We start from the raw sequence: 24,526 nt of genomic DNA, 5'->3' as shown, positions 1-24,526 counted from the left end.
TGCCGAGCTACAGCATAAATTGTGCGGGAGCAACCGTGAAAAAAAGCCCGAATGACACTAAACACTATAAAACAATGACCTTAGGCAATGGCTTAAGAGCTTTATTGGTCCATAACCCCGAATCAAATAAATCTGCCGCCGCACTAGCTGTTAATGTGGGCCACTTCGATGATCCTGAACATCGACAAGGACTTGCCCATTTTCTTGAGCACATGCTATTTCTTGGCACCAAAAACTTTCCTGACGGCAGTGAGTATCAAAAATTCATTAATCAGCATGGTGGTAGTAATAACGCTTGGACAGCAACAGAACATACCTGTTTTTTCTTTGATATTGGTTATCAACATTTCAGCCCAGCAATAGCACGTTTTGGCGAGTTTTTTACTATGCCGCTACTGTCTGAGGAGTTTGTTAACAAAGAACGCAAGAACATTGATGCTGAATTCAAACTCAAGCTTAAAGACGATATTCGACGCCTGTACGACGTTCACAAAGAAACAATTAATCAAGCTCACCCTTTCGCAAAATTTTCTGTCGGTAGCAGTGAAACTTTAGCAGACAAAGTGGGTTACAATTTACGTGATGAATTGTGTGAGTTTTTTCAAAAAAATTATCAAGCGCATTTTATGACCTTAGTGCTAGAAGGGCCACAAACGCTCGCCGAATTAGAAAGTTTAGCCAATAAGCATTTTTCCAAGGTCAAATCTGATGGTATTGCTAAAACTAAAATTAGTGAGCCACTTTACCTTAGCCAGCATCAACAAAAATTAATAACAGTGCAGCCAGTTAAAAATGATCAACAACTGATCATTAGCTTTGCCATGCCAAGTATTGACCAATTTTATCGTCAAAAGCCTGAAGCTATTCTGGCCTATTTAATTGGTCATGAAGGTCCAGGTAGCATTTTATCATTATTAAAGAGTAAACAGTGGGCTCTAGCTTTAACCGCAGGCTCAGGCATCAATGGCTCTAATTTTAAAGACTTTAACATTAGCATCTCGCTGTCTGAATTAGGTACACAGCACATAACGACCATTGTCAGTATTATATTTTCATATCTACATTTACTTAAACAAGCGCCAATTAATCAACAATATTATCAAGAAAAAAAAGCCCTAGCCGAGTTATCATTTTCTTACCAAGAAAAACTATCACCTCTGAACTCTGTCAGCCAACTTGTTATCAATATGCAACATTACCCAGAGCAAGATTACATTTTTGGTGATTACGTGATGGAAGGTCAACATCAAGCAACACTAAACACCTTACTTGACTTGATGGTTGCAACTAACATTCGTCTTATTTATATCAATAAAAATGTTCATCAACAGCCCCATAGCAACGTCAGCAAATGGTATCAAGTGCCTTACTCGGTCAACGATATTAAGCCAGAAGACATTGAGCAATGGCAAAACGCTCCCTATATAGACGAACTTTTTTTACCCAATAAAAATCCATATATAGTATCTTGGCCTGAGCTGATCAAAGAAGATGATGCAGAAAGTAGCTCACTGACACCACCTGAAAAAATTTATCATCAGGATGGCTTAAATGTTTGGTTTAAACATGACACAAGCTTCAATACCCCTAAGGGCTATATCTATCTCTCTATAGACTCTCCAGCCGTGATCGAAAATGCTAGCACAATAGCAATGACACGCTTGTTTATTGATCTCTATAGCGACGCGGTTATTGAAGAGCATTACAACGCCGAACTAGCAGGTATTCATTATCACCTATATTCTCATCAGAGTGGGCTAACGCTGAAATTATCCGGTATTAGTACAAAACAAGAGCAACTATTACCCTTGCTGTTAGCTAGCCTTATGCAAGGAAAGTTCTGTCAGAGTAAATTCAAATTATTTAAGCAACAACTGCTAATTCATTGGCATAATGCAGAAAATAGTAAATCAATTTCACAACTATTTGCCCACCTTAGCGCCACAATGCAACCGAAAAGTCCCAGTAGTCAAACGTTAATTGCTGCCCTAGAAAAGATAGAATTTCAAGCGTTTGAAATTTTTGTTGCGCGTATGTTTGAAAACACCGCGGTCGATTTACTTATTCATGGCAATTGGTCAAGAAAATCTGCTGACCATATTATTAGCAAGGTTAAACAAATTTTTGACGGTAAGTTATCGCAAAGCAACCAAGTGCAAATTCCTTGTATTGATCTTCAAGGCCTAGGAGCATTAACGCTACCAATGGAATTGCCAGCGCATGATCACGCCGCTTTACTTTACTATCCCATGCCCAATAAGGATTTGCGCACAATAGCCTTAACCATGTTAACTAATCAATTATTGTCGCCTATTTTCTTTCAAGAAATGCGCACAGAAAAACAATATGGCTATTTGGTGGGTGTCGGTTTCATACCGATTAATCGCTATCCTGGCATTGCTTTTTATATTCAATCGCCGCATACCGACTCCGTCACGTTAACTCAGGCAATGAATGACTTTATCGCTCGAACAAATAACTACATTAAAAATTTGCCTGCTGAGCACTGGCAGCATTTACAATTTGGCCTAGCCAGCCAGTTACAAGAAAAAGATACAAACTTGAGAATTAAAAGTCAGCGTTATTGGGCCGCTATTTGTAATAAAGAAGTATCTTTTGATCAAAAGCAAAAACTCATTTCAGTTATTAAAAGTTTATCAATAGATAATGTAGCTGAATTTCTCCAACAATATTTTCATGGTGCAGAGATAAAAGATCACTTGTCATTATTAAGTTATGAAAACAAAACACAGTTAGATAAAATGGCGAAAAACATAACCATTAACAACAATATCGAATTTTTATTGAAAAAATGCCAAAGAAAATATTAATTTGGTCGACACAAGCAAGAAATCCGATTAATAACCAGAATATCACCACACAATCGCAACACAATAACAGCAAAGATTGACTTAGTTCCTCACATCCATTGTAATAGGGCCTAGCATCCAGAAATAATAAAAATATATGGCATACCTAATAAGCTAAATCATTCAGGTATAGGTTTAACTAAAAAGGGTTGTATTAGTGCTTTTGCTTCTTTTCAAAAAAAGATTAATTTCTCAATTTCATCTAACGCTTGCTGTCTTAGCTCTACTGACTCTGCTATGCCCTTATAACAAAGTTCTAGCGTCAGAAAACGCTATTAATAGCCCTCCTTTAAAGTTTGAGCGCATTTCAATTGCTGAAGGTTTATCACAAAGCTATGTTTACGATATTATACAAGACAACAACGGCTTTATATGGATTGCCACACAAGATGGCTTAAATCGTTACGATGGCAAAAATTTCGTTTATTATCGTCATGATAGTACCAATACAAGCTCCATTGCCGGCAACTTCATTCGCAAACTCTTTATAGATGACGCAAATGTATTATGGGTTGGTACAAACGAAGGTTTAAGCCGTTACAATGAAGAATTAGACAGCTTCGACAACTTCTTTCATCAAACCAACAACAGTAACTCGCTTAAAGATAATGAAATTTGGGATATTTATCAAGACCAACAAAGTAATATTTGGGTATCCACCAAAGAAGGTCTACATAAATTCGACCAAAAAAATAAAAACTTCTCTCGCATAAGAATTCGAGGTTTTGATACCGCTTTAAGAGAAATTAAAACTATTTTTCAAGATAAAAAAGGTAATTATTGGCTTGGTACTTATGACAAAGGTATATATCTAGCAAATAGCACAATGTCTTTTGCGATCTCTTTAAGCGAAGACAATAAATGGAATTTAAAACTCAACGCAGATGCTCTGTACGATCTAAAACTTATTGATAACCAATATTGGTTAGCCACCGATAATGGCCTTTATATCATTTCAAAAGATTACGAAATCATTAAGCAATATAATGAGAGCAATTTAGACGGTTCAACAAAAATTCTTTCAAACAAAGTTCGTTCTATAGCACAGCTGGATGATACGACTATCTGGCTAGGCACACAAAACGGTTTGAATAGTATTAATTTACTTACTAGTGAAATTACGGCCTATCAAAGTACACCACATGAAAACTCTTTATCGTTTGACCTTATTTTAAAAGTATTTAAAGACAGCTCTGACAAAATGTGGATTGGTACTAATGGTGGTGGTATTAATACGTTTAGCTCTTTACAATTAAAAATTCACCACGGCTTGTTTGATTATAATAACTCAGGTCAAGCAGTATATGCCTTTGCCGAGACCTCTGATGGCATCGTTTGGTTTACAACCGACGATGGCCAGCTTAATAAAATTGACAAACTTGGAAAAATTCACCAAGCTAAAATTAAAAATAACCAACCCATCTCTCACCTACTTGTTGATGAAAAAGATAACTTTTGGTTAAAAACAGAGCCAAATACACCTTCTGAGCCTGGTAACTTATATTATTATTATACGGCAACAGGAAAACTTACAGAAAATACCCAATGGGCAAAAGAATCAACACAACAAGATAATAGTAAACTAATTTTATTAGAAGATAAGTTGTGGTTCATTGATAAGAAGGGGAATCTGGCTTGTTTTACTATGAGTTCCAACATGTTTTCCTATTTTAATCGCGAAACAGAACTCAAATTTACAACGTTCACAAGTGATAATAAGAAAAACATATGGTTATCTGCGACCGATAGCCAAATTTTAAAGTTTGATACGACCACTAGTACATTCAAGACTATTATTCCAACATATCAAAAAAATGAAAATTTGAATAATTATACGAATATTTCAACATCAAAAAGTTGGATTTGGTTAGGTTCTAGAGGCGAAGGGATAACGTTAATTAATAAATCAAGTAAAAAAAATATAACCATTAACGAATTAACTGGGTTATCAAATAATTTTATCGCTAATATAATCATAGATAACTTTGAAAATGCATGGGTTTCAACAAACAAAGGCATAAATGCAATAAACCCAAGATTAAAAACAGTCAATTCATTTAACCAAGACTTACAGTTACACGATAATGAGTTCATCAGTGATAGTGCATTAATAGCTGAAGAAGAAGAAATAATATATTTTGGTGGCATGAACGGCTTTCTTTCATTTTTACCAAGAGAAATATTACAAATATCTCAAAATTTACCATCCCCTGTTATCACCAATATTTTGATTGCAAATAAAGATATACCTATTTTAAATAATAGTAATGATTTTAGTTTAAATAGCTCCCCTAACAAATTAAAACTACTCACTTTAGTACACAAACAGTCACAATTTAGCCTTGAATTTGTTTCCGCTAACGTCAAAATGCCAAGCCATTTAAATTATAGATATCGTCTTATAGGTTTAGAGGAAAACTGGATTGATGCTGGTAAAAACAACTTACGAGCTACATACACTAATTTAAACTCAGGAGACTATACCTTTGAAGTACAGGCATATGATTTACAAAACAACCAAAAAAGTGCAATAAAAACACTAAAAATCACTATTATGCCGCCATGGTGGTTATCACCTAGCGCCCTATTTTTCTATAGTCTTATTATGCTATTAATCTTCGCCTATATTTTGCAACAGATTCGTCATAAGCGTCTTTATCACCTACAAATAAAATTAAGTGAAGAGCGCCTTAAGTTATCCCTTTGGGGCAGCGGTGATGAAATGTGGGATTGGAACATTAAGAGCGGAAAGATATTTCGTTCAAATATTTGGGGCATTTTAGAATTCCCGCAAGATGGCAAACGTAATATTGGTGCAGATCAAACGAATATTCACCAAGACGATATCCCGCGGGTACGGGAGGCTTTAAACCAGCATATGGAAAATAATAGCGAACACTTTGAAGCTACCTATCGTGTTAAAGATAAAGACGAAAAATGGATTTGGGTGCTCGATCGTGGAAAAGTTGTTGAACGGGATGAGAAAAATAAACCCAGCCGAATGACAGGGACCTTAAAAGATATTAGCCATATTAAGCGAGCTGATGAACGTTTAAAGCTTTTTGCCAAATGTATCGAGAATATTTCAGACGCCATTGTTATTTATGACCGTCAATTTACCGTGGTCGATATCAATAAAGCATTTCAACATATTACGGGTAAAAATAAGTTACAAATGCAGGGCACCTTACTTAAGTTTGAACAATACCCTGATAGCTTTAATCAAAATGTTAAACAACATTTAATGACCAAGGGTAGTTGGCACGGTGAAATCCAAAGTAAACGTGACAATGGCGAAATTTATTCAACTGACTTTAATATCGATATAATTCGTGACGAAAGTGGCAATGTATCGCACTTTGTTGGCGTTTTTTCTGATATCACCAAGCGCAAACAAACAGAAGCAGAGTTAAGAAAACTTGCCAATACCGACACCCTAACTGGGCTACCAAATCGCGCTTATTTTCAAGCTAATCAGCAAAAATTAGTTAACCGTAAAATCCCACATGCCTTACTGGTCTTTGATTTAGATAACTTTAAAAAAGTTAATGACTCATTAGGACACGAAGTTGGCGATGTTTTGCTATGTAAAGTTGCCGAACGCATTAAAATTTTAGGACGGAGTCAAGATACGGTTTATCGTTTAGGTGGTGATGAATTTAGTTTAATTGTTGAGAACACCAATGATCTTCATACCATCACCCATATCGCCAAAGAAGTTTTAAAAGCTATTGCACTACCGCTTCGGCTTAAAAGCCAAGAAATTGTGCTTTATAGTAGTATTGGCATCGTAATTTATCCTGAAGATGGCGCAAGCCCACAAGAGCTTCTTAAAAATGCCGATACAGCCATGTACCATGCGAAAAACACTGGCGGTAATAAATACCAATTCTTCAGTGATTCAATGAATAAAACTGCAGTTAAACGCCTGCAAATAGAAAGTTTAATTCGACATGGTTTAAAGGAAGATTTATTTTCGGTTTTTTATCAGCCAAAAATTGAGATCGCAACAGGAAAAATATCCGGTATGGAAGCCTTAGTTCGTTTTGAAACACCGAATAAAGGCATAATAAGCCCAGTCGTTTTTATCCCTGTCTCAGAAGAAACAGGGCAAATTATAGATATCGGTGAGATAGTTTTGCGCAAGGCATGCTTTGCCACTAAAAAGTGGGTCGACGCCGGACTTTTTGACGGCCGTGTCGCGGTTAACCTCTCTGCGGTGCAGTTTACCCAACCCAACTTGGTGGCAATGATTGCTGATACCTTAAAAGAAAGTGGCTTACCAGCAAAATATCTTGAGCTAGAAATAACTGAAGGCACAGTGATGGATTCGCCACAAAAAGCGATTGACATTATGTTGCAAATTCGTGCAATGGGCATCCATTTATCGCTAGACGATTTTGGTACTGGTTATTCTTCACTCGCCTATTTAAAAAAATTCCCCTTAAATACGCTGAAAATAGACAAAGCCTTTGTTGATGATATTGAAACTTCAGAGCAAGGACGAAACATGGTGGCAACTATAGTGACCATCGCACATAACCTAGACATGCAAGTGGTTGCAGAAGGCGTTGAAACCAATCAACAACTGAGCTTTTTATCTGGTTTGCGTTGCGAGCAGTTACAAGGCTATCTTTATAGTAAACCGCTACCTAAAGGTGACTTCCAAAAATATTTGCTCTCTTTTCAAATTACCAATAAATCCACTGCATTTGGGAAAAATGCTCTTTAAACGAATCGTCAATTTTTTGGCGATGTAAATCTACTGTGAAAATCGTGCTAATAGCCTTGTAAATTAAGGCTTATATTGTTGGCACGATCTTCGCTTTACTCTTATTGAATTTAACTTAATTTAATAACAATAAGGAATACCATGCTTAACTCTTTAATTTTTTCTTTTGCAATGTCAATAAATCCAACAGCAGATGTAAACAATGAAGCTTTTATAATAGAAGAAGTTGGCACTCGCCGTGACCAAGTTCGTATTGGCACTCGCCGTGACCAAGTTCGTATTGGCACTCGCCGTGACCAAGTTCGTATTGGCACTCGCCGTGACCAAGTTCGTATTGGCACTCGCCGTGACCAAGTTCGTATAGATGACACTAACCATAACGAAGTCAGCATCTAGGAGGCTTTATGATTAATTTAATTAAATCTTTGTTTATTTTTCGTAAAACTGAAAACACTATTGCTGCAAACATTGAAATAAAAGAAATGCCTGCAAGTACTTGGTGGAATTAAGGTCTTATAAAGCCTGTTGATGTTTATAAAGCTCATTGGACACTACGCTACAAGGAAGTTAGCGTCTTTATAAATTAAAAATTACTGTTATAAAAACAGGCTATATTTTTCTTATTATGCTGAAAACAACAAACAATCAAAACCAAAACGTTGATATATCCTTAAACGTTTTTTCATACAAAACATTGGCCAAACAAACGGACCAAAAATTAAACCCGCTATTGCCCACCGCTTTATGCCTAAACCACCACTGATTGCCTGACAATAAAAAAATAACGAAAAAACAACACTTAATGCACCGCTGAATAACAAAATCATGCTCTACTCACTTCAAAAGTATTATACTTATAAAATAAAAAACCAATCAACACACATATTTTAGCAAGTTTAGAGTAATTATTCAAAAAATTGTCTTCACTTGTCCTCTTTATTATCTCAAATTAATAGACACCTATGCCTAAAAAACCAATAAAAAAAGAGGCAATAAATTGCCCCTTAGTTCATCAACTATTACCACCATCACGGAAAATAAATACCGTTAGCGCTGGCATTAACGTTATTTATAAAAGCTCTCACCTTGCTCTGCCATTTTCACTAAGGTATCACAGGGGGTAAATCGCTCACCAAATTCGGCTTGCCATTGGTTTAATTTACTCACTAAGGTTACCGCACCAATTTTATCCATATATTTAAAGGGGCCACCAAGGAAAGGCGGGAAACCTATACCAAAAATGGCGCCAATATCGCCGTCACGAGCATTGCGAATAATGTCTTCATCTAAACAACGGGCTGCTTCATTAAGCATCATATAAACACAGCGTTCAGCTTGCGCGTCAGTCACCTTGGTATTACTAACCTTTAGTCCGAGCAATGTATAGACACTTTCATCGACTAATTTCTTCTTACTTTTAGTATTATATTGATAAAAGCCTTTTTTGGTTTTTTTGCCTAAACGGCCATCATCAATTAATTTAGAAAATGCCGCTGGTGGAGTAAATCTGTCACCTAATTCTGCTTGTAGGATTGGACCAATTTTAGCACCAACATCGAGACCAACTTCATCTAATAGTTGCATGGGTCCAACGGGAAAACCAAATTTAACCATGGCCTTATCAAGTGCTTTAATAGAGCAACCTTCAAGTAGTAACGTCGCGGCTTCATTCAAATAAGGCGCTAAAATACGGTTAACATAGAAGCCCGCTTTATCTTTAACAACAATCGGTGTTTTACCTTGCTGCTTAGCAAATGCGACTGTGGTTGAGATCGTTTGATCAGAGGTTTTAGCATGGGCAATAATTTCCACTAACGGCATTTTGTCAACCGGCGAAAAGTAATGCAGGCCAATAACATTTTCAGGTCGTAAAGCATGCTCTGCGATTTGACCTATCGGCAAGCTTGAGGTGTTACTGGCAAAAATAGTATTGTCTTTACAATGACTTTCAATATCTGCCACCATACTTTGTTTTAAGGTTAAATCTTCAAACACCGCTTCAACAACCATATCAACATTACCAAAGCCAGTATATTCTGTGGTACCGGTTATCAGCGCTAATTGACTTTGCATTTCGCTATGACGCATAAAACGGCGTTTAACTTTTCTGTTTAATAAATCATAACCATATTTTAAGGCGTGGCTGATGCCTTGATTTGAAATATCTTTGATGCGCACAGGTAATTTAGCTTTTGTCGCGGTAACAAAAGCGATACCACCACCCATTAAGCCGCCACCAAGCACTGCGGTATTCGTTATTTTTTTAGGCACCACACCTTCAACGCCCTGCTCTTTTTTCATCTCTGTGGTAGCAAAAAATAGTTGTCTAAGCTGAACTGAAACATCACTCATCACTAATTGACCAAAATGGTCAGCTTCCACTTGATAACCTTTTGAAGGCGCTTGCTCAACACCGGCTCGAATACAGTCAATTATTTTTAAAGGCGCAGGATAATTACCTTTAGTTTGGCCTAATACCATTTTTGTCGCTTTAGAGAATAAAATGTTTCTCCCTACACCGTTACCTTCAAGCAACTTATCCATCATTGATAATTGGCGAGCTTTAGCTTTTACCTTGCCAGAGAGCGCCAACTGCTCTGCGGTTTTCAGTAAAATACTCTGCGGCACTACATCATTTACCAAGCCGGCTTTTAATGCTTGCTTAGCGCGTAACTGCTTACCGGTTAACATCATATCTAATGACTTTTGAATACCAACACGTTTTGGCAATCGTTGTGTGCCACCACTACCTGGCAATAGACCTAATTGCACTTCAGGTAAGCCTAGTGCTGTTTTAGGGCTGTCACTACAAACAATGGCATGACACGCCATCGCGAGCTCTAATCCGCCGCCTAAACAAGCGCCATGCACTGCAGCCACAACAGGAATAGTTAAATTTTCCAGTTGATCAAAAATCATTTGCCCTTGACGTGACAAAGCAGTTGCTTGTGCAGCAGAAGTACAGTTCGCCAACATATGCACATCGGCGCCAGCAACAAAAGAATCGGCTTTACCACTGGCTAATACTAAACCAATAATGGACTTATCTTCACGTATCTCTTTTAGTATTTCCGCGATTTCATCAGAAAATTCAGCTTTTAATGTGTTCATGGAATCGCCTTTAACGTCCATGATCAAATGCGCTATACCACTTTCTTGGCGAGCTAAACTAAAGGTTTTATTATTTTCTGCTTGTTCACTATTTATTACATCAGTCATTAATCTGTCTCCACAATCATAGCCGCGCCTAAACCACCAGCTGCACAAGCCGTGGTTAAGCCAACACCGCCGCCACGACGGTTTAATTCATTTAATGTTTGTACAATTAATCGAGTGCCTGTTGCGGCAAACGGGTGACCATAAGCTAACGAACCGCCCATGACATTAAACTTGTCCATATCAATTTCACCAATCGCTTTATCGCGCCCTAAATGCGTCTGTGCAAACTTGTTACTGGCAAACATTTTCACGTTGGCCAGAGCCTGTGCCGCAAAAGCTTCATGCATTTCGATTAGATCTAAATCAGCTAAATTCATCCCAGCACGCTGTAAGGCAATTGGCGAGGCATAGCTTGGCCCCATTAGCATATCTTCCCAAACATCAATCGCGGCAAAGCCGTAACTGCGAATGTAACCTAAGGGTTTATAACCTAGTTCTTTAGCTCGGCCTTCACGCATCATTAAAATAGCTGAAGCACCGTCAGTTAGCGGCGTACTTGTCGCTGCCGTTACCGTCCCGTGTTTGCGATCAAAAACCGGGCGTAATTTTGCATAACTGGCTAACTCTGAGTTTTCACGAATACAGTTATCTCTCTCGATAAATGACTTATAGGGTTCGCTATGGGCGGTCATCACCTCACCGGCTAACTTACCTTCCTGCCAGCTTTTCGTGGCTAAGGTATGTGAACGATGCGCTAATGCATCTTGTGCTTCACGGGTAATACCATGGGTTTTTGCCATTTGTTCTGCGGTATGTCCCATTGACAAACCAGAAGAGTATTCGGCTACAGCCGGAGGTACCGGTAATATATCTTTAAAATTAAGCTGACGAATAAGCGCCATTTTTGCGCCAAATGAGCGGGCTTTACTTAAATCTAATAAGGTACGAGCAAATTTCTTCGAGACACCGATTGGCGCAACAGACGATGAGTCAGCACCGCCCGCAATACCAACATCAACAAAACCGGCCATAATAGACTCGGCAACATTCACCGTTGATTGAAAACTAGTCGCACAGGCACGAGATACACTATAAGCATCCGTATGAACATTCATCCCAGTACCTAAGACAATTTCACGGGCAATATTTGGCGCTTCTGGCATTTGCACCACTTGCCCAAACACTAACTGGTCGATAATTTTTGGGTCAACGTCATGCTTTTGTAGTAATTCATTGACAACAATTTTGCCTAAGTCGACGGCAGGAACACCATGAAAAGCAGTTGCTTGTTTTGCAAACGGGGTACGTAAGCCGGCAACTATAGCTATGCGCTCTCCACTGCCGGTTATTAATTTTGATTTTGTCATTTTTAATTCCATCTTGTTGCAATACTCAAGAGGTCAGACCTCTTCGGGTTTGTGATAATTCTAACCAACTACAGAAATAATTCAATCATTAGCTTCAAAATTTAAGCAAACTTATACTAGTAACATACCAAGAGCGTACCAAGGTGTTCAAAAGCTAAAGAAAAACCCCTACAATTTTGTCGTAGCGGTTGTTTTTTTAAAACCTGAACCTTATATCAATTTATGTGTCAGACCTGCTGACTTAAATTTTTATAATCAATAAGAACGATAAACTATGGCTATTGAACACTTTTCCTCATTAAAAGAACATTTATCTTCACAAATTATTGGACAGCACGCCCTTGTTGAAAACTTACTAATAGCGCTTTTAGCTAATGGACATCTAATTGTCGAGGGTCCTCCGGGTTTAGCCAAAACGCGTGCTGTTAACGCATTAGTGCAAGGTATCGAAGCAGACTTTCATCGCGTTCAATTTACCCCCGATTTATTACCGGCAGATTTAACCGGCACCGATATCTATCGCCCTGAAGATGGTACCTTTGTTTTTCAACCGGGACCATTATTTCGTAACTTAGTCTTAGCTGACGAAATAAACCGCGCACCCGCGAAAGTTCAGTCTGCCTTATTAGAGGCAATGGCGGAAGGCCAAATTACTGTAGGTCGAAATACTTACCCATTACCTGAATTATTTTTGGTGATGGCAACCCAAAATCCGATAGAGCAAGAAGGCACTTATCCGTTGCCTGAAGCACAGCTCGACCGCTTTTTAATGCATGTTGAAATTGATTATCCTGATGCCACTAGTGAGTTAGAAATTTTAAAACTTAACCGTGGTGAAGCATTAAAAGTAGATAAAAAAGCCGTTAAAAAAATGACTCAGGCTGATATTTTTGCTGCTCGCAAAGAAACCATGCAAATTCACATGGCGCCCGCGGTGGAAAATTATATCGTTGACTTGATTATGGCAACCCGTCATCCAGAAAAATACGACGACAAATTAAAACAGTGGCTTGCTTATGGTGCTAGCCCGCGTGCTACTATCGCACTTGACCGCTGTGCACGAGCGCGAGCTTGGCTAAATAACCGAGACTTTGTTAGCCCTGAAGATGTCCAAGCGGTTTTTCACAACGTCTTGCGTCACCGTATAATAATGACTTATCAAGCTGAAGCAGAAGGTATCAGTAGTAATCAACTACTTGATCACTTACTCAGCTTAGTGGCGGTTGCCTAAGCGCAAGTTACCTTTATGTGGTTTAATCAAAAAAAATCGACTGAGCAAAGCAACCCGCAGTTATTGCTTAATGAACTGGTCAGTAATGGCATCGAATTAACCATTGAAGAGTTAATTCGTTATCAAGCTAAAAGCTCACTTATTAATCTGGCTGCGTCAAAAAGCTTACGCGGCAAAATGTCTGGTAATTATCTTGCCCGCAGCAAAGGCCGAGGCATGGAGTTTGATGAAGTTCGCCATTATCAAAATGGTGACGACATTCGCGCTATTGACTGGCGGGTCACTGCTCGTACAGGAAAAACACACACAAAATTATTTCATGAAGAAGTGGAACGCCCGGTGCTTATTGCCACCGACTTAAGCACCAGCATGCTTTTTGGTAGTCGTTTACTTTTTAAGTCAGTGCAAGCGGCCCATATTGCATCCTTAGTGGCTTGGCATGCTAAATCACGCGGCGATCGCATTGGCGGTATGGTCTTTAATCAACACAGTCACCATGAATTAAAACCCCGCAGCCGACAACAAGGCGTGCTGCATTACTTGCATGCATTGGTCAAGAAACACGCTGACTCTTTAACTATTGCTAGCGACCCCTTAGACCATCAGCAAGCAACATTAGCCTTTGAACAAAACTGTGCGCGCCTACGTCACCTCGCTAAACCGGGTAGCTTAGTTTATTTGATCACCGATGCCTTTAGCCTCACTGATGAGGCGGTGCGCCATTTAGCTAATATTACTCGACATTGTGAATTAGTCGTTTGCTTGCTCAGCGATCCATTAGAGCAGCAACTACCTGATAGAAAACAAAAAATAAGTGTTGCCATCACTAATGGTGCTGATGGTGATGAGCGTCAACAACTCATACTCGGTGACCCAGCACTTGCTGAAAAATATCATCAACAGGCCATGAGCTTAAGTAACACCAAAGAAGACAAACTCACCAAAGCTGGCGCGCGCTTACTGCACTTTTGTGCCAGCGAAGCACTCGAAACTCAATTACATCGCGGAGTAGCCTCATGGATCCGCTAGCACAATTAAATGATATTCATCTACCGGCCAATGTGCACAGTTATCCTATCGCACCAGGTTGGTGGCTTTTAGCCGTTATTGTTTTAGCATTAATCATTTATGGCACATTAAAGCTGCGTCAATATTTTGTTAAACGTAAAGCGCAAAAAATGGCACTGAAACAATTATCAACGGCGACTGACATCAGCGCAATGGTAGCCTTACTAAAGTGGGCCGCTTTACAATACTTTCCACGCTCACAAGTCGCCCACTTAACTGGTGATGCTTTTAAAACATTTTTAATGGCCACATTACCGATTAAACAACAGCAGAAATTTGCAGAACTTAGCGCCGAACACTTTGTTTCTGTCTACCAAAGCGCTGCTACCAGTAAAAATTCTGCTGCATTTTCAAGTGCTGCTCAATTATGGCTTAGCCATGCTTTACCACCAAAAAAAGACTTAGCTATGTTAGCGCCTGCAATCACTAAAAATACAAACATTAGCTTGCATAGTAGCCTAGCAGCAGATAAATCAGCCAAAGTAGTGATTGAAAAAGACGGAGTAAAATCATGATCCATTTTGACTTGCTCTGGGCCTTAATCGCCCTACCACTGCCATTATTGGTTTATTGGTTACCGGCTAAAAAACAAGTACAAGCCGCGCCACTTAGAATGCCCACCATTATTAAGGGTATTCAGACACAAGAGTTCGCCCCAGAAAAGAAAAAGTCATCAATACTAATACTTAGCCTTATTTGGCTATTACTGGTCATGGCAAGCACTCAGCCACAATGGCTCGGTGAATCGGTCAATGTACCGACTGAAGGACGCGAAATGATGATCGCGGTTGATTTATCCGGCAGTATGCAAGTAGAAGATATGAGCCTCAATGGCCGCAGCGTTAATCGTCTTGATATGTTAAAGGTATTACTGGGTGAATTTATCGCACGACGCAGCGGTGACAGGCTAGGTTTGATCTTATTTGGTGACGATGCTTATATGCAAACGCCGATGACCTTTGATCGTAAAACCGTGCAGCAAATGCTCGATGAAACGGTATTAGGCTTAGTTGGCAAAAAAACCGCTATTGGTGATGCTATCGCCCTCGCCGTTAAACGCTTTGATGAAAAGAAAGAGTCGAACAGGGTGTTATTGTTACTGACCGATGGCCAAAATACCGCGGGTAAAATTACCCCCGACCAAGCGCTTGAATTAGCGGTAGCAAAAAACATTACCATATACTCTATCGGTATTGGCGCTGATGTTATGGTGCAAAACTCATTATTTGGCGCTCGTCGCGTCAACCCGTCAAGTGATCTTGATGAAGACTCTTTACAACGCCTAGCTGATGAAACTGGTGGGTATTATTTTCGCGCTCGAGCCAGTGAAGACATGAGTAAAATTTATCAACTATTGGACGCTCTCGAACCAGTAGAACAAGAACAACAACAAATGCGACCTTTAACCGCTTTATTCTACTGGCCTTTAGGCTTAGCGTTAGTGATAAGCCTACTCACGCTGTTAATTAAAAGTATGTCCAATGGTCAATTTTTTATCGGCAAAAAAGCAGCAACCGGAGTGACGGATTAATATGGCTGACTTTCATTTTATTCGCCCGCTATGGCTATTAGCCATTATTGTCTTGTGTTTAATGTTGTTTATGTTAAAAAAACTGCGGGTTAAGCAGTCCGGCTGGCAGCAACTGTTACCGGCACATTTAGCAAAAGTATTAGTGCAAGGTAACGCTAAAGCAAAATCTAACTCATTAGTACTGCCGTTGTTAATTGGCTTACTGTCAATTTTAGCCATGGCAGGACCGAGTTGGCAAAAACTACCACAGCCGGTGTATCAAGTAGCACAAGGCTCAGTGTTGATCATGGACATGTCATACTCAATGTATGCCACCGACGTTGCTCCTAATCGCCTGACACGAGCACGTTATAAAGCTATAGATTTACTCGATAGTATTAAAGACGGTGAAGTCGGTCTTATTGCCTATGCCGGTGATGCTTTTAATATTAGTCCGTTAACCGATGACAGCAATAATATAAAATTACTTTTACCGTCATTAAGCCCCGAACTTATGCCGGTGCTCGGTAGCAACCCATTTGCTGCGCTGGCACTGGCCAATGAAATGTTAGTGAATGCTGGCCATAAAGATGGCGATATTTATTGGTTCACTGACGGTATTGATAATATAGATATTCAAGATATAACCCAGTGGTCGCGCGATCATCCTTATCGGCTTAATATTCTTGGTATTGGTACAAAAACAGGTGCGCCCATTAAACTTAGTGATGGTGAGCTGATGAAAGATGATAACGGTGCGATTATTGTGCCCAAATTAACAGTGCAAGCATTACAGGGTTTGGCTCAACGCGGCAAAGGCAATTACGCCACCCTGACTCAGAACAACAAGGATATTGAACGACTGACGTTTAAACCACTAATCGCTGACACTGACAACACCAAAGCCAGTGAAAATACCGGCGATCAATGGCAAGAGTTTGGCCCCTACTTGCTGTTATTAATTCTGCCTATGGTATTAAGCTATTTCAGACGCGGCGCACTGCTAGCAACGCTACCGTTCGCCCTAATGTTAATACCCAATAACAAAGCTCAGGCTGATATTTGGCAAGATCTTTGGAAAACTAAAGATCAACAAGGCCAAGACTACTTTAACAGTGAGCAATATCAACAAGCAGCAGCACAATTTAAAAACCCACTCTGGCAAGGCAGTGCTCACTACAAGGCCGGTGATTACCAACAAGCCTTAGCCGCATTTCAACAAGAAAACAGCGCTGAAGCGCTATTTAACCAAGGTAATGCTTTAGCTAAATTAGAAAAAATTGACGATGCAATAGCGGCCTATGAACAAGCCTTACAGCGCGATCCAAACTTAGCTGATGCAAAAGCTAATAAAGCTATTCTTGAAAAATTAAAGCAGCAACAAGAACAGCAAGAGCAAGAATCAGGTGACGATCAACAGCAAGATGATCAACAAAGCGACGACCAGCAAGACAATGATCAACCGGGTGAAAACCAAGACGGTGAGAGTCAAGACAGCCAAAGCCAAAACAGTGACAGCAAAGACAGCGATCAGCAGCAAGGCCAGCAGAACTCAGATCAACAAGACCAAAGCGAAAAAGATGAATCTTCGGCGCAAGAAAATGCTAAAGAACAGCAAGAGCAAGAAAATCAGCAAGAAACTGACAGCGATAAACAACAGACGTCAGCTGAGCAGCAAGCTAAAAATGCGCAACAAGCCAAAGACGGTGAAGAAGCAAACGATGCACAAAGCGCCCAAGCGCAAAAAATGGCAGAACAATTAGCCAAAGAAACCGAACAAAAACATCAACAATTACTCAACAAAGTCACTGATGACCCCTATATGTTACTGAGAAATAAAATGCAGTTAGAGTATCAAAAACGTCGTCAAGACCGCCGAAATATAGGAGTTAAGAAAAAGTGGTAAAAGTTATAATTTCTTTGTTGGCTATTTTATTATCATGTCATAGCTACGCGTTAACGAAAGTCAGCGCATCGGTTGATAAAAACCTGACCATGGCTAATGAATCGTTAATATTAACCATTACCGCCAATGATGATGTTGACAGAAACGCCTTAGATACATCCGCACTATTAACTGACTTTATTGTCGGTAGAACATCGGTTAGCTCACAAACTAGTATGATCAATTTTGACACCACACGCACTACCACTTGGAGTACGGTGTTAATACCACGCAATTCAGGTGAGCTGATTATTCCCGCGTTTGATATTAATGGTGTAAAAACGCAAGCCATTACCATTAATTCACTAGCGGCAAACGAATCAGCCACTTCAAACCAGCAAGACCTGTTTATCACTACACAAGTCTCTGCCACCGATTTATATGTACAACAGCAAATTACCCTAACCGTAAAACTACACTTCGCTGCAGAATTAAAACGTGGCAGTTTAAGCGAGCCAAGCCTAATCAGCGCAAATATTTTACAAATCGGCAAAGATAAAGAATCAGAAAGTATTATCAAGGGTAAGCGTTATCGCGTTATTGAACGCGTGTATGCCATTAGCCCACAAAAAAGCGGTGATATGATAGTAAAAGCACCGGTTTTTTCTGGTGAAATTATCATGCCCTCAGCAAGGCGTTCTAACTTTTTAAGTTTTGCCGATACTAAACCTGTCAGTGTTGTCGGTGACGATATAGCGTTAACGGTTAAAGCTATTCCAACGCAAGTTAATGGGCTATGGTTACCCAGCGAGTTATTCGCTTTGCAGCAAGAGTTTCAACCCGCGCCAAGAGAATTTAAAGTGGGCGAGCCGATCACTCGCACCATTACACTAACCGCAGTTGGGCTTTCAGAGGAGCAACTACCTGAAATTACCATGCAAGTTCCGCAAGGACTGAAAGTATACCCAGATCAAGCTAAACTGCATACCGGCCTAAACAATCAGCGTTTAGTCAGCCAAAAAGTGGTCAACTTTGCCATTGTTGCCAGTAAAGCCGGTGAATATCAATTACCTGAAATTAATATTCCATGGTGGAATACCGTCACGAATAAAGCAGAAGTAGCGACAATAGCAGGACAGAAAATCATTGTATTACCCAACGCCGATATAGCACCAAGCACTATGCAGCAACCACCAAGCATTAACCTTGAAAATCCAACAACACCAAGGGTTGTAGAAAGCGTAATAATTCAGCAAAACACCTTCTTACAATGGCTATTTCTAGCCTTATGGCTACTGACCTTATTAGCTTGGTATATAACAGCAAAGCGCCCTTTTAAGCCTAAGCAAGCCAATAGCGAAACTAACACCAAAGTCAATAATGCTCATCTTACTATCTTAGCGGCATGTAAAAAAAATAATGGCGAATTAGCCTTAGCCTGTTTACTGCCATGGGCACGCTCTCAACCACAATCATCAGGCAGCAATGAAAGCCAAGCACTAACAACACTTGACTCATTACATGATTATTTTAACGACCCAGCGCTATCTAACGCCATTATTGAGTTGCAACAAAGTTATTATGGAAAAAGCCCAAGTCCATGGTCAGGAAAAAATCTACTCGATGCCATCCAAGCCCTGAATAAAAGTAAATTCAGTAAATCACCTTCTGCTGATATCAGCATTAATCCCTAGCAATCTTTGCCAAACAAATAGCGCCGACCCTTTCAAGGTTGGCCTTTTGTTAACTGACCGCTATTTCTTTTAACTTAAAAGATGCCATTTAACATAATAGTTTGAGCCTTGTTTTGTAGCTCAGCAGTTATGCCGTCAACCGTTAAGCAGGCACTCAACATGATAAAAGAAAGTAAAACCTACAGCTGACAATATAGCCTTGGGCCATCGTTTTTTTGTAGGTCGAACTTCAGTCCGACCTACAAAAAACAAGCTGCAACGTTTATGGTGGCAGCTGTAGACCCTATGTAGGTTGACTTTAGTCCATCAGGTTTTATTTTTTTACAGGGAGGAAACAATGAGGAATGAATGAGATAGGGCTTTAAATATTGATAAAGTATTTTATGTTTTGGTGTTTCCTCATGTAGTCCTCATTCTCTTCTCCCTGTGATATTTTGTTGTTTTTTTGGTGACATAGATTATTATATTTTGTGGCTGCCTTGCGGTTGACAGACTTCAGTCCGTTAAGTAGGCACTCAACATGATAAAAGAAAGTAAAGCCTACGGCTGACAATGTAGCCATGGGCCATTGTTTTTTTGTAGGTCGGACTTCAGTCCGACAATCGTTAAGCAGGTGATTAACATGACGGAAGAAAGTAAAACCTACGGCTGACAATGCAGCCTTGGGCCATCGTTTTTTTGTAGGTCGGACTTCAGTCCGTCAATCGTTAAGCGGGTGATTAACATGACGGAAGAAAGTAAAGCCTACAGCTGACAATGTCGCCTTGGGCCATCGCTTTTTTGTAGGTCGAACTTCAGTCCGACCTACAAAAACAAGCTGCAACGTTTATGGTGGCAGCTGTAGACCCTATGTAGGTTGACTTTAGTCCGTCAGGTTTTATTTTTTTACAGCGAGGAAACAATGAGGAATGAATGAGATAGGGCTTTAAATATTGATAAAGTATTTTATGTTTTGGTGTTTCCTCATGTAGTCCTCATGTAGTCCTCATTCTCTTCTCCCTGTGATATTTTGTTATTTTTTTGGTGGCATAGGTTATTATATTTTGTGGCTGCCTTGCGGTTGACAGACTTCAGTCCGTCAAGTGTGCACTCAACATGATAAAAGAAAGTAAAACCTACAGCTGACAATGTAGCCATGGGCCATCGTTTTTTGTAGGTCGGACTTCAGTCCGTCAATCGTTAAGCGGGTGATTAATCTGATGAGCCAAAAAACATCAGTAGCGGGTATTATTTTTTCGACCGCATTTATGCCTCAACTTGGCAAGCAAACTTAAAACTGGCCGCTATTTTTTACTGAAAAAAGACAGTTAATATCCTAAGCATTTTTTACTGACAACTATTCACGCTATAGTGGCCCTATATAAATAAATGTATTTGTGTGAAATATAATGACAAAGCCTCAGGTCTTTTACAACATGGCGACAAAACAAGTTAGATACGAAGCACTCGTTAAAGCATTACATGCAGATCTATATCGCTATGGCTATTGGTTATGCCACGATAAGCATATTGCTGAAGACTTAGTGCAAGAAACATTTTTACGTGCATGGCGCGCGCTTGACTCGTTGAAAGACGAAAAGGCGGCAAAGTCATGGTTAATTACTATTCTGCGCAGAGAAAACGCTCGCCGGTTTGAGCGTAAGCGTTTTGATATGAGCGAATATGAAGAAGCAAGCATTGCCGATATCAAAGCCACCAGTAGCGAACAAGAAATTGAAAACTATTGGCTACGGGAAAAAATAGCAAAAATGCCTGAAGAGTATCGTGAGCCATTAGTTTTACAGGTGATTGGTGGTTTCAGTGGTGAAGAAATTGCCGGCATTTTATCACTAAATAAAAATACTGTGATGACACGATTATTTCGTGCACGCAATCAATTAAAAGAGGCCGTAGACGACGAGCCAAAATTAAGAGGTCTACACAATGGATGACTTGAAGTTTAGACGCAGTATGTTGGCAGATCCAAATAACCGTGATGATGCTATCAATGCCGCGATTAAAAGTGATTCGGCAAAACAAAAATTTTCGCAAGAACTTGATACATTAGAAAATAAAATTGCGCAAGCCATGCATATCACTGTGCCTGACGATTTAGCTAATAAATTAATTTTACGCCAAACTTTTGCGAGTCATCAGCAACAAAAACGTAAAACGCGGGTGCGTTTATCGATGGCGGCATCTGTTGCATTGGTGATGGGCTTAACCGTTAACTTTATGATGTTTTCTAGCACCTATAAAAACCTAGGTGACTATGCTATTGCACATGTTAATTATGAGGCATCACACTTTTCTAACAATGATCAACCAACAGTGACGTTAGCTTCATTAAACGAAAAAATGGCCGCATTTAAAGGCAGTTTTGATAGTACCTTTGGTAGCTTAATTTTTGCTGATTATTGTCGCTTTGACGGCAGTAAAAGTCTGCATTTAGTGTTTCAAGGTCAATCAAGTCCAGTTAATATTTTTATCTTACCTGATGACGAAGACATAAAATTTATTGCTAATTTTGCTAATGATAAGTTACAAGGCCGGTCATTAAACTTTAATCATTCAAATATCATTGTGGTAGGAGATAAACAAGAGCCAATAAAGCAGTGGCAAGAAAGAGTTAGTAAGCATATTACTTGGTCAATTTAGTAGCCAAATAACACCTATTTTAATAAGTTCCATACCACTCCGCGAGACTTAAAAATACTTAGAGACACGGGTTCATCTTGCCAGACTGAACCTAAGTATCTATATTTAATACTGATTACTGATTAGTACGGGCAAAGATCCATAGCTTCTGCTTAAAGGTCAGCTAAAGCTTCTCAAAAATGTTACCAAAACTTTTGAACAGTCAATAGTTATTCTAGGTAGCGACTCCCCGTTACCTTAATTTCTTAAATACCTATATACCCGCTCCACTTCAAGGGCAGAGCGAGCTTATACAAAGTTAACTAGGTATAAACCACACAGATTAAACAGCTCATAATTAAACCAACCGGCTTAAAAATCACTATGAGTCAGCAACAAAAAAAGAGCAAATAAAAAACCGTTAATAATACATTAACGGCTTTTATAACTTATACCAATCCCATTAAGTTATTGCTCACTTGTACTAGTTAAAATAGCTCAAGGCTGTGTTGCTCTCAATCCCAATAGCCAGCTATTGCTCAATCGAGCGCCTTACCTTGAGTTATTTTTCCTGCGTACAACAAGATCACAAACTTAATGGAACTAGTATTACTTAAAACTAAAGCTTTCAGCTATCTGTTTTTTTCAACTGAAAGCTAATAACTTAACACTGATAGCTATATCTATTAACTATATCTATTAGCTATGTTTAGCAACAACCTCATCAAATAATTTTTCGATCTCTGGTTGATCTTTTGTTGTTAAACGACTGACCAATACAATAGCAATACTTGCCATAATAAAGCCGGGTACAATTTCATACATCACATCACTAAGATGCTGACCATTTATCGTTATAGGTGCATATATCCACACTAAAACAGTAATAGCGCCAGTTAACATACCGGCTAATGCACCATGTCGATTCATTTTTTTCCAATACAGACTCATAATAACTAAGGGTCCAAATGCAGCACCAAAACCGGCCCAAGCATTACTGACTAAGGTTAATATTGAGCTTTCTCTATCGTAAGCAAGGAAAATAGCAACAATGGCTACCAAGGCAACTGATATTCGACCAACAAACACTAATTGCTTTTCGCTAGCGTTCTTATTCAAAAAGGCTTGGTAAATATCGCCCGTTAATGAACTTGATGTCACCAATAATTGCGAAGAAATGGTACTCATAATCGCCGCTAGAATCGCCGCAAGTATAAAGCCCGCAATAAGAGGATGAAACAGTACCTGCCCTAATAAAATAAATATTGTTTCAGCGTCATCGACTACCAAGCCTGTTTTAGCCGCATAAGCCACGCCAGCAAGACCAGTAGCCATAGCACCAAATAATGCTACGATCATCCAACTCATACCAATTCTTCTTGCTGCCGGTACATCATCTACCGAACGAATAGCCATAAAGCGTACAATAATATGAGGTTGACCAAAATAACCTAAGCCCCATGCCATAGCAGAAATTATAGTGACAATACTGACACCACTAAATAAGTCTATAAATGCAGGGTCAACATTTTCAACAGCTTTTAGCATAGCTTCAGTCCCTCCAACATCAGAGATCGCAACAATAGGCACTAGCACCAAGGCAACAAACATAATACAGCCTTGCACAAAATCAGTCAGACTCACGGCTAAAAAACCACCAAAAAGTGTATAAAGTACAACAACACCAGCGGTAATATATAAGCCTACTTCATAGGTTAAGCCAAACGAACTTTCAAATAATTTCCCTCCAGCAACAATGCCTGAAGAAGTATATAAGGTAAAAAATAAAATAATAACAATCGAAGAGGTGATGCGAAGGGCATGTGAGCTATCAGCAAAGCGATTTTCAAAAAAATCAGGCAAAGTAATTGAATCATTTGCCATCTCGGTATAAGTTCTTAACCTGGGTGCGACGATGAGATAATTTAAATATGCGCCGAGGACTAAGCCAAAAGAAATCCAAGCACTGCTCAAACCTACGGTGAACATGAGTCCAGGTACACCCATTAGCATCCAACCGCTCATATCAGAGGCCCCGGCAGAAAGCGCCGTTACCCCAGGGCCTAAACTGCGCCCCCCAAGCATAAAGCCAGAAACATCACTAGTTGATTTTCTATAGGCATAAATACCTATCCCTAACATAACGACAAAATATAGTGCCAATGAAATCATTGTTCCTACAGCCATTTAACCTCCGAAAAACATTCTACCAACCGAACTAATCTATTTTTTTACTTATGGTAATTAATTTGTTTGGTATTAAAACTGCTCAAATAAATAGCACATTACCACTCAATTGAACGTGAACAACAATAATAAGCTTAGTTAATAGTGGATTCCATGTTTTTCGTAAGTATTAACAATTATTTGTGTTATAAATGAGTCAGCTAATGT

The 24,526-nt window shown here is 39.3% G+C and carries 15 protein-coding genes; 11 read left to right on the top strand and 4 right to left on the bottom strand.

Annotated elements, in window-relative coordinates:
* The first annotated feature begins 35 nt into the window (after positions 1-35).
* From ESZ39_RS05610 to ESZ39_RS05600, 3 genes are all read left to right on the top strand, one after another.
* Positions 36-2,831 (top strand): insulinase family protein, encoded by a 2,796-nt coding sequence (locus tag ESZ39_RS05610; RefSeq protein ID WP_191321712.1) that lies wholly within the window; start codon positions 36-38, stop codon positions 2,829-2,831.
* Positions 2,832-3,027: 196 nt separating this feature from the next.
* Positions 3,028-7,602 (top strand): EAL domain-containing protein, encoded by a 4,575-nt coding sequence (locus ESZ39_RS05605; protein WP_146878851.1) that lies wholly within the window; start codon positions 3,028-3,030, stop codon positions 7,600-7,602.
* A gap of 141 nt (positions 7,603-7,743) precedes the next feature.
* A complete protein-coding gene (locus ESZ39_RS05600; RefSeq protein WP_146878850.1) occupies positions 7,744-7,998 on the top strand; it encodes a hypothetical protein in 255 nt (84 codons plus the stop codon).
* A gap of 227 nt (positions 7,999-8,225) precedes the next feature.
* On the opposite strand, the gene ESZ39_RS05595 is transcribed toward ESZ39_RS05600, so the two are convergent.
* The 3 genes from ESZ39_RS05595 to fadI form a co-directional block, all read right to left on the bottom strand.
* A complete protein-coding gene (locus tag ESZ39_RS05595; protein WP_146878848.1) occupies positions 8,226-8,429 on the bottom strand; it encodes a hypothetical protein in 204 nt (67 codons plus the stop codon).
* A 238-nt stretch (positions 8,430-8,667) separates the two neighbouring features.
* Positions 8,668-10,821: a fatty acid oxidation complex subunit alpha FadJ gene (fadJ, locus tag ESZ39_RS05590; protein WP_146878846.1), complete on the bottom strand. Its 2,154-nt coding sequence runs from the start codon at positions 10,819-10,821 to the stop codon at positions 8,668-8,670.
* Complete coding sequence (gene fadI, locus ESZ39_RS05585) at positions 10,821-12,128, bottom strand: acetyl-CoA C-acyltransferase FadI (RefSeq protein WP_146878844.1); 1,308 nt, start codon at positions 12,126-12,128, stop codon at positions 10,821-10,823. Before fadI ends, fadJ begins: the two co-directional genes overlap by 1 nt.
* A gap of 274 nt (positions 12,129-12,402) precedes the next feature.
* On the opposite strand from fadI, the gene ESZ39_RS05580 reads away from it, so the two are divergent.
* The 8 genes from ESZ39_RS05580 (at position 12,403) to ESZ39_RS05545 (ending at position 22,153) form a co-directional block, all read left to right on the top strand.
* Positions 12,403-13,359: an AAA family ATPase gene (locus tag ESZ39_RS05580; RefSeq protein ID WP_146878842.1), complete on the top strand. Its 957-nt coding sequence runs from the start codon at positions 12,403-12,405 to the stop codon at positions 13,357-13,359.
* A 15-nt stretch (positions 13,360-13,374) separates the two neighbouring features.
* Positions 13,375-14,388: a DUF58 domain-containing protein gene (locus tag ESZ39_RS05575; protein WP_146878840.1), complete on the top strand. Its 1,014-nt coding sequence runs from the start codon at positions 13,375-13,377 to the stop codon at positions 14,386-14,388.
* Positions 14,376-14,942: a DUF4381 domain-containing protein gene (locus ESZ39_RS05570; protein WP_146878839.1), complete on the top strand. Its 567-nt coding sequence runs from the start codon at positions 14,376-14,378 to the stop codon at positions 14,940-14,942. The genes ESZ39_RS05575 and ESZ39_RS05570 overlap by 13 nt, the downstream gene beginning before the upstream one ends.
* Positions 14,939-15,958 (top strand): vWA domain-containing protein, encoded by a 1,020-nt coding sequence (locus ESZ39_RS05565; protein ID WP_146878837.1) that lies wholly within the window; start codon positions 14,939-14,941, stop codon positions 15,956-15,958. The genes ESZ39_RS05570 and ESZ39_RS05565 overlap by 4 nt, the downstream gene beginning before the upstream one ends.
* Before the next feature lies 1 nt (position 15,959).
* Positions 15,960-17,843, top strand: coding sequence for a vWA domain-containing protein (locus ESZ39_RS05560; protein ID WP_146878835.1), 1,884 nt, complete (start codon positions 15,960-15,962; stop codon positions 17,841-17,843).
* Positions 17,837-19,516 carry a BatD family protein gene (locus ESZ39_RS05555; RefSeq protein ID WP_223270249.1) on the top strand — a complete coding sequence of 560 codons (1,680 nt, stop codon included), beginning with the start codon at positions 17,837-17,839 and terminating at the stop codon, positions 19,514-19,516. The genes ESZ39_RS05560 and ESZ39_RS05555 overlap by 7 nt, the downstream gene beginning before the upstream one ends.
* A 1,388-nt stretch (positions 19,517-20,904) precedes the next feature.
* Positions 20,905-21,447 carry a sigma-70 family RNA polymerase sigma factor gene (locus ESZ39_RS05550; RefSeq protein WP_146878834.1) on the top strand — a complete coding sequence of 181 codons (543 nt, stop codon included), beginning with the start codon at positions 20,905-20,907 and terminating at the stop codon, positions 21,445-21,447.
* Complete coding sequence (locus ESZ39_RS05545; protein WP_146878832.1) at positions 21,440-22,153, top strand: DUF3379 family protein; 714 nt, start codon at positions 21,440-21,442, stop codon at positions 22,151-22,153. Before ESZ39_RS05550 ends, ESZ39_RS05545 begins: the two co-directional genes overlap by 8 nt.
* A gap of 678 nt (positions 22,154-22,831) precedes the next feature.
* Here ESZ39_RS05545 and putP read toward each other — a convergent pair.
* On the bottom strand, positions 22,832-24,319 hold the full coding sequence (putP, locus tag ESZ39_RS05540; protein WP_146878831.1) for a sodium/proline symporter PutP: 1,488 nt from the start codon (positions 24,317-24,319) through the stop codon (positions 22,832-22,834).
* Between the last annotated feature and the right edge of the window lie 207 nt (positions 24,320-24,526).

The organism is Colwellia sp. C1TZA3 (genome assembly GCF_007954265.1).
Lineage (GTDB): Bacteria > Pseudomonadota > Gammaproteobacteria > Enterobacterales > Alteromonadaceae > Cognaticolwellia.
Note: the sequence above shows the minus strand (reverse complement) of the source record. Positions and strands in the feature narration are given on the sequence as shown.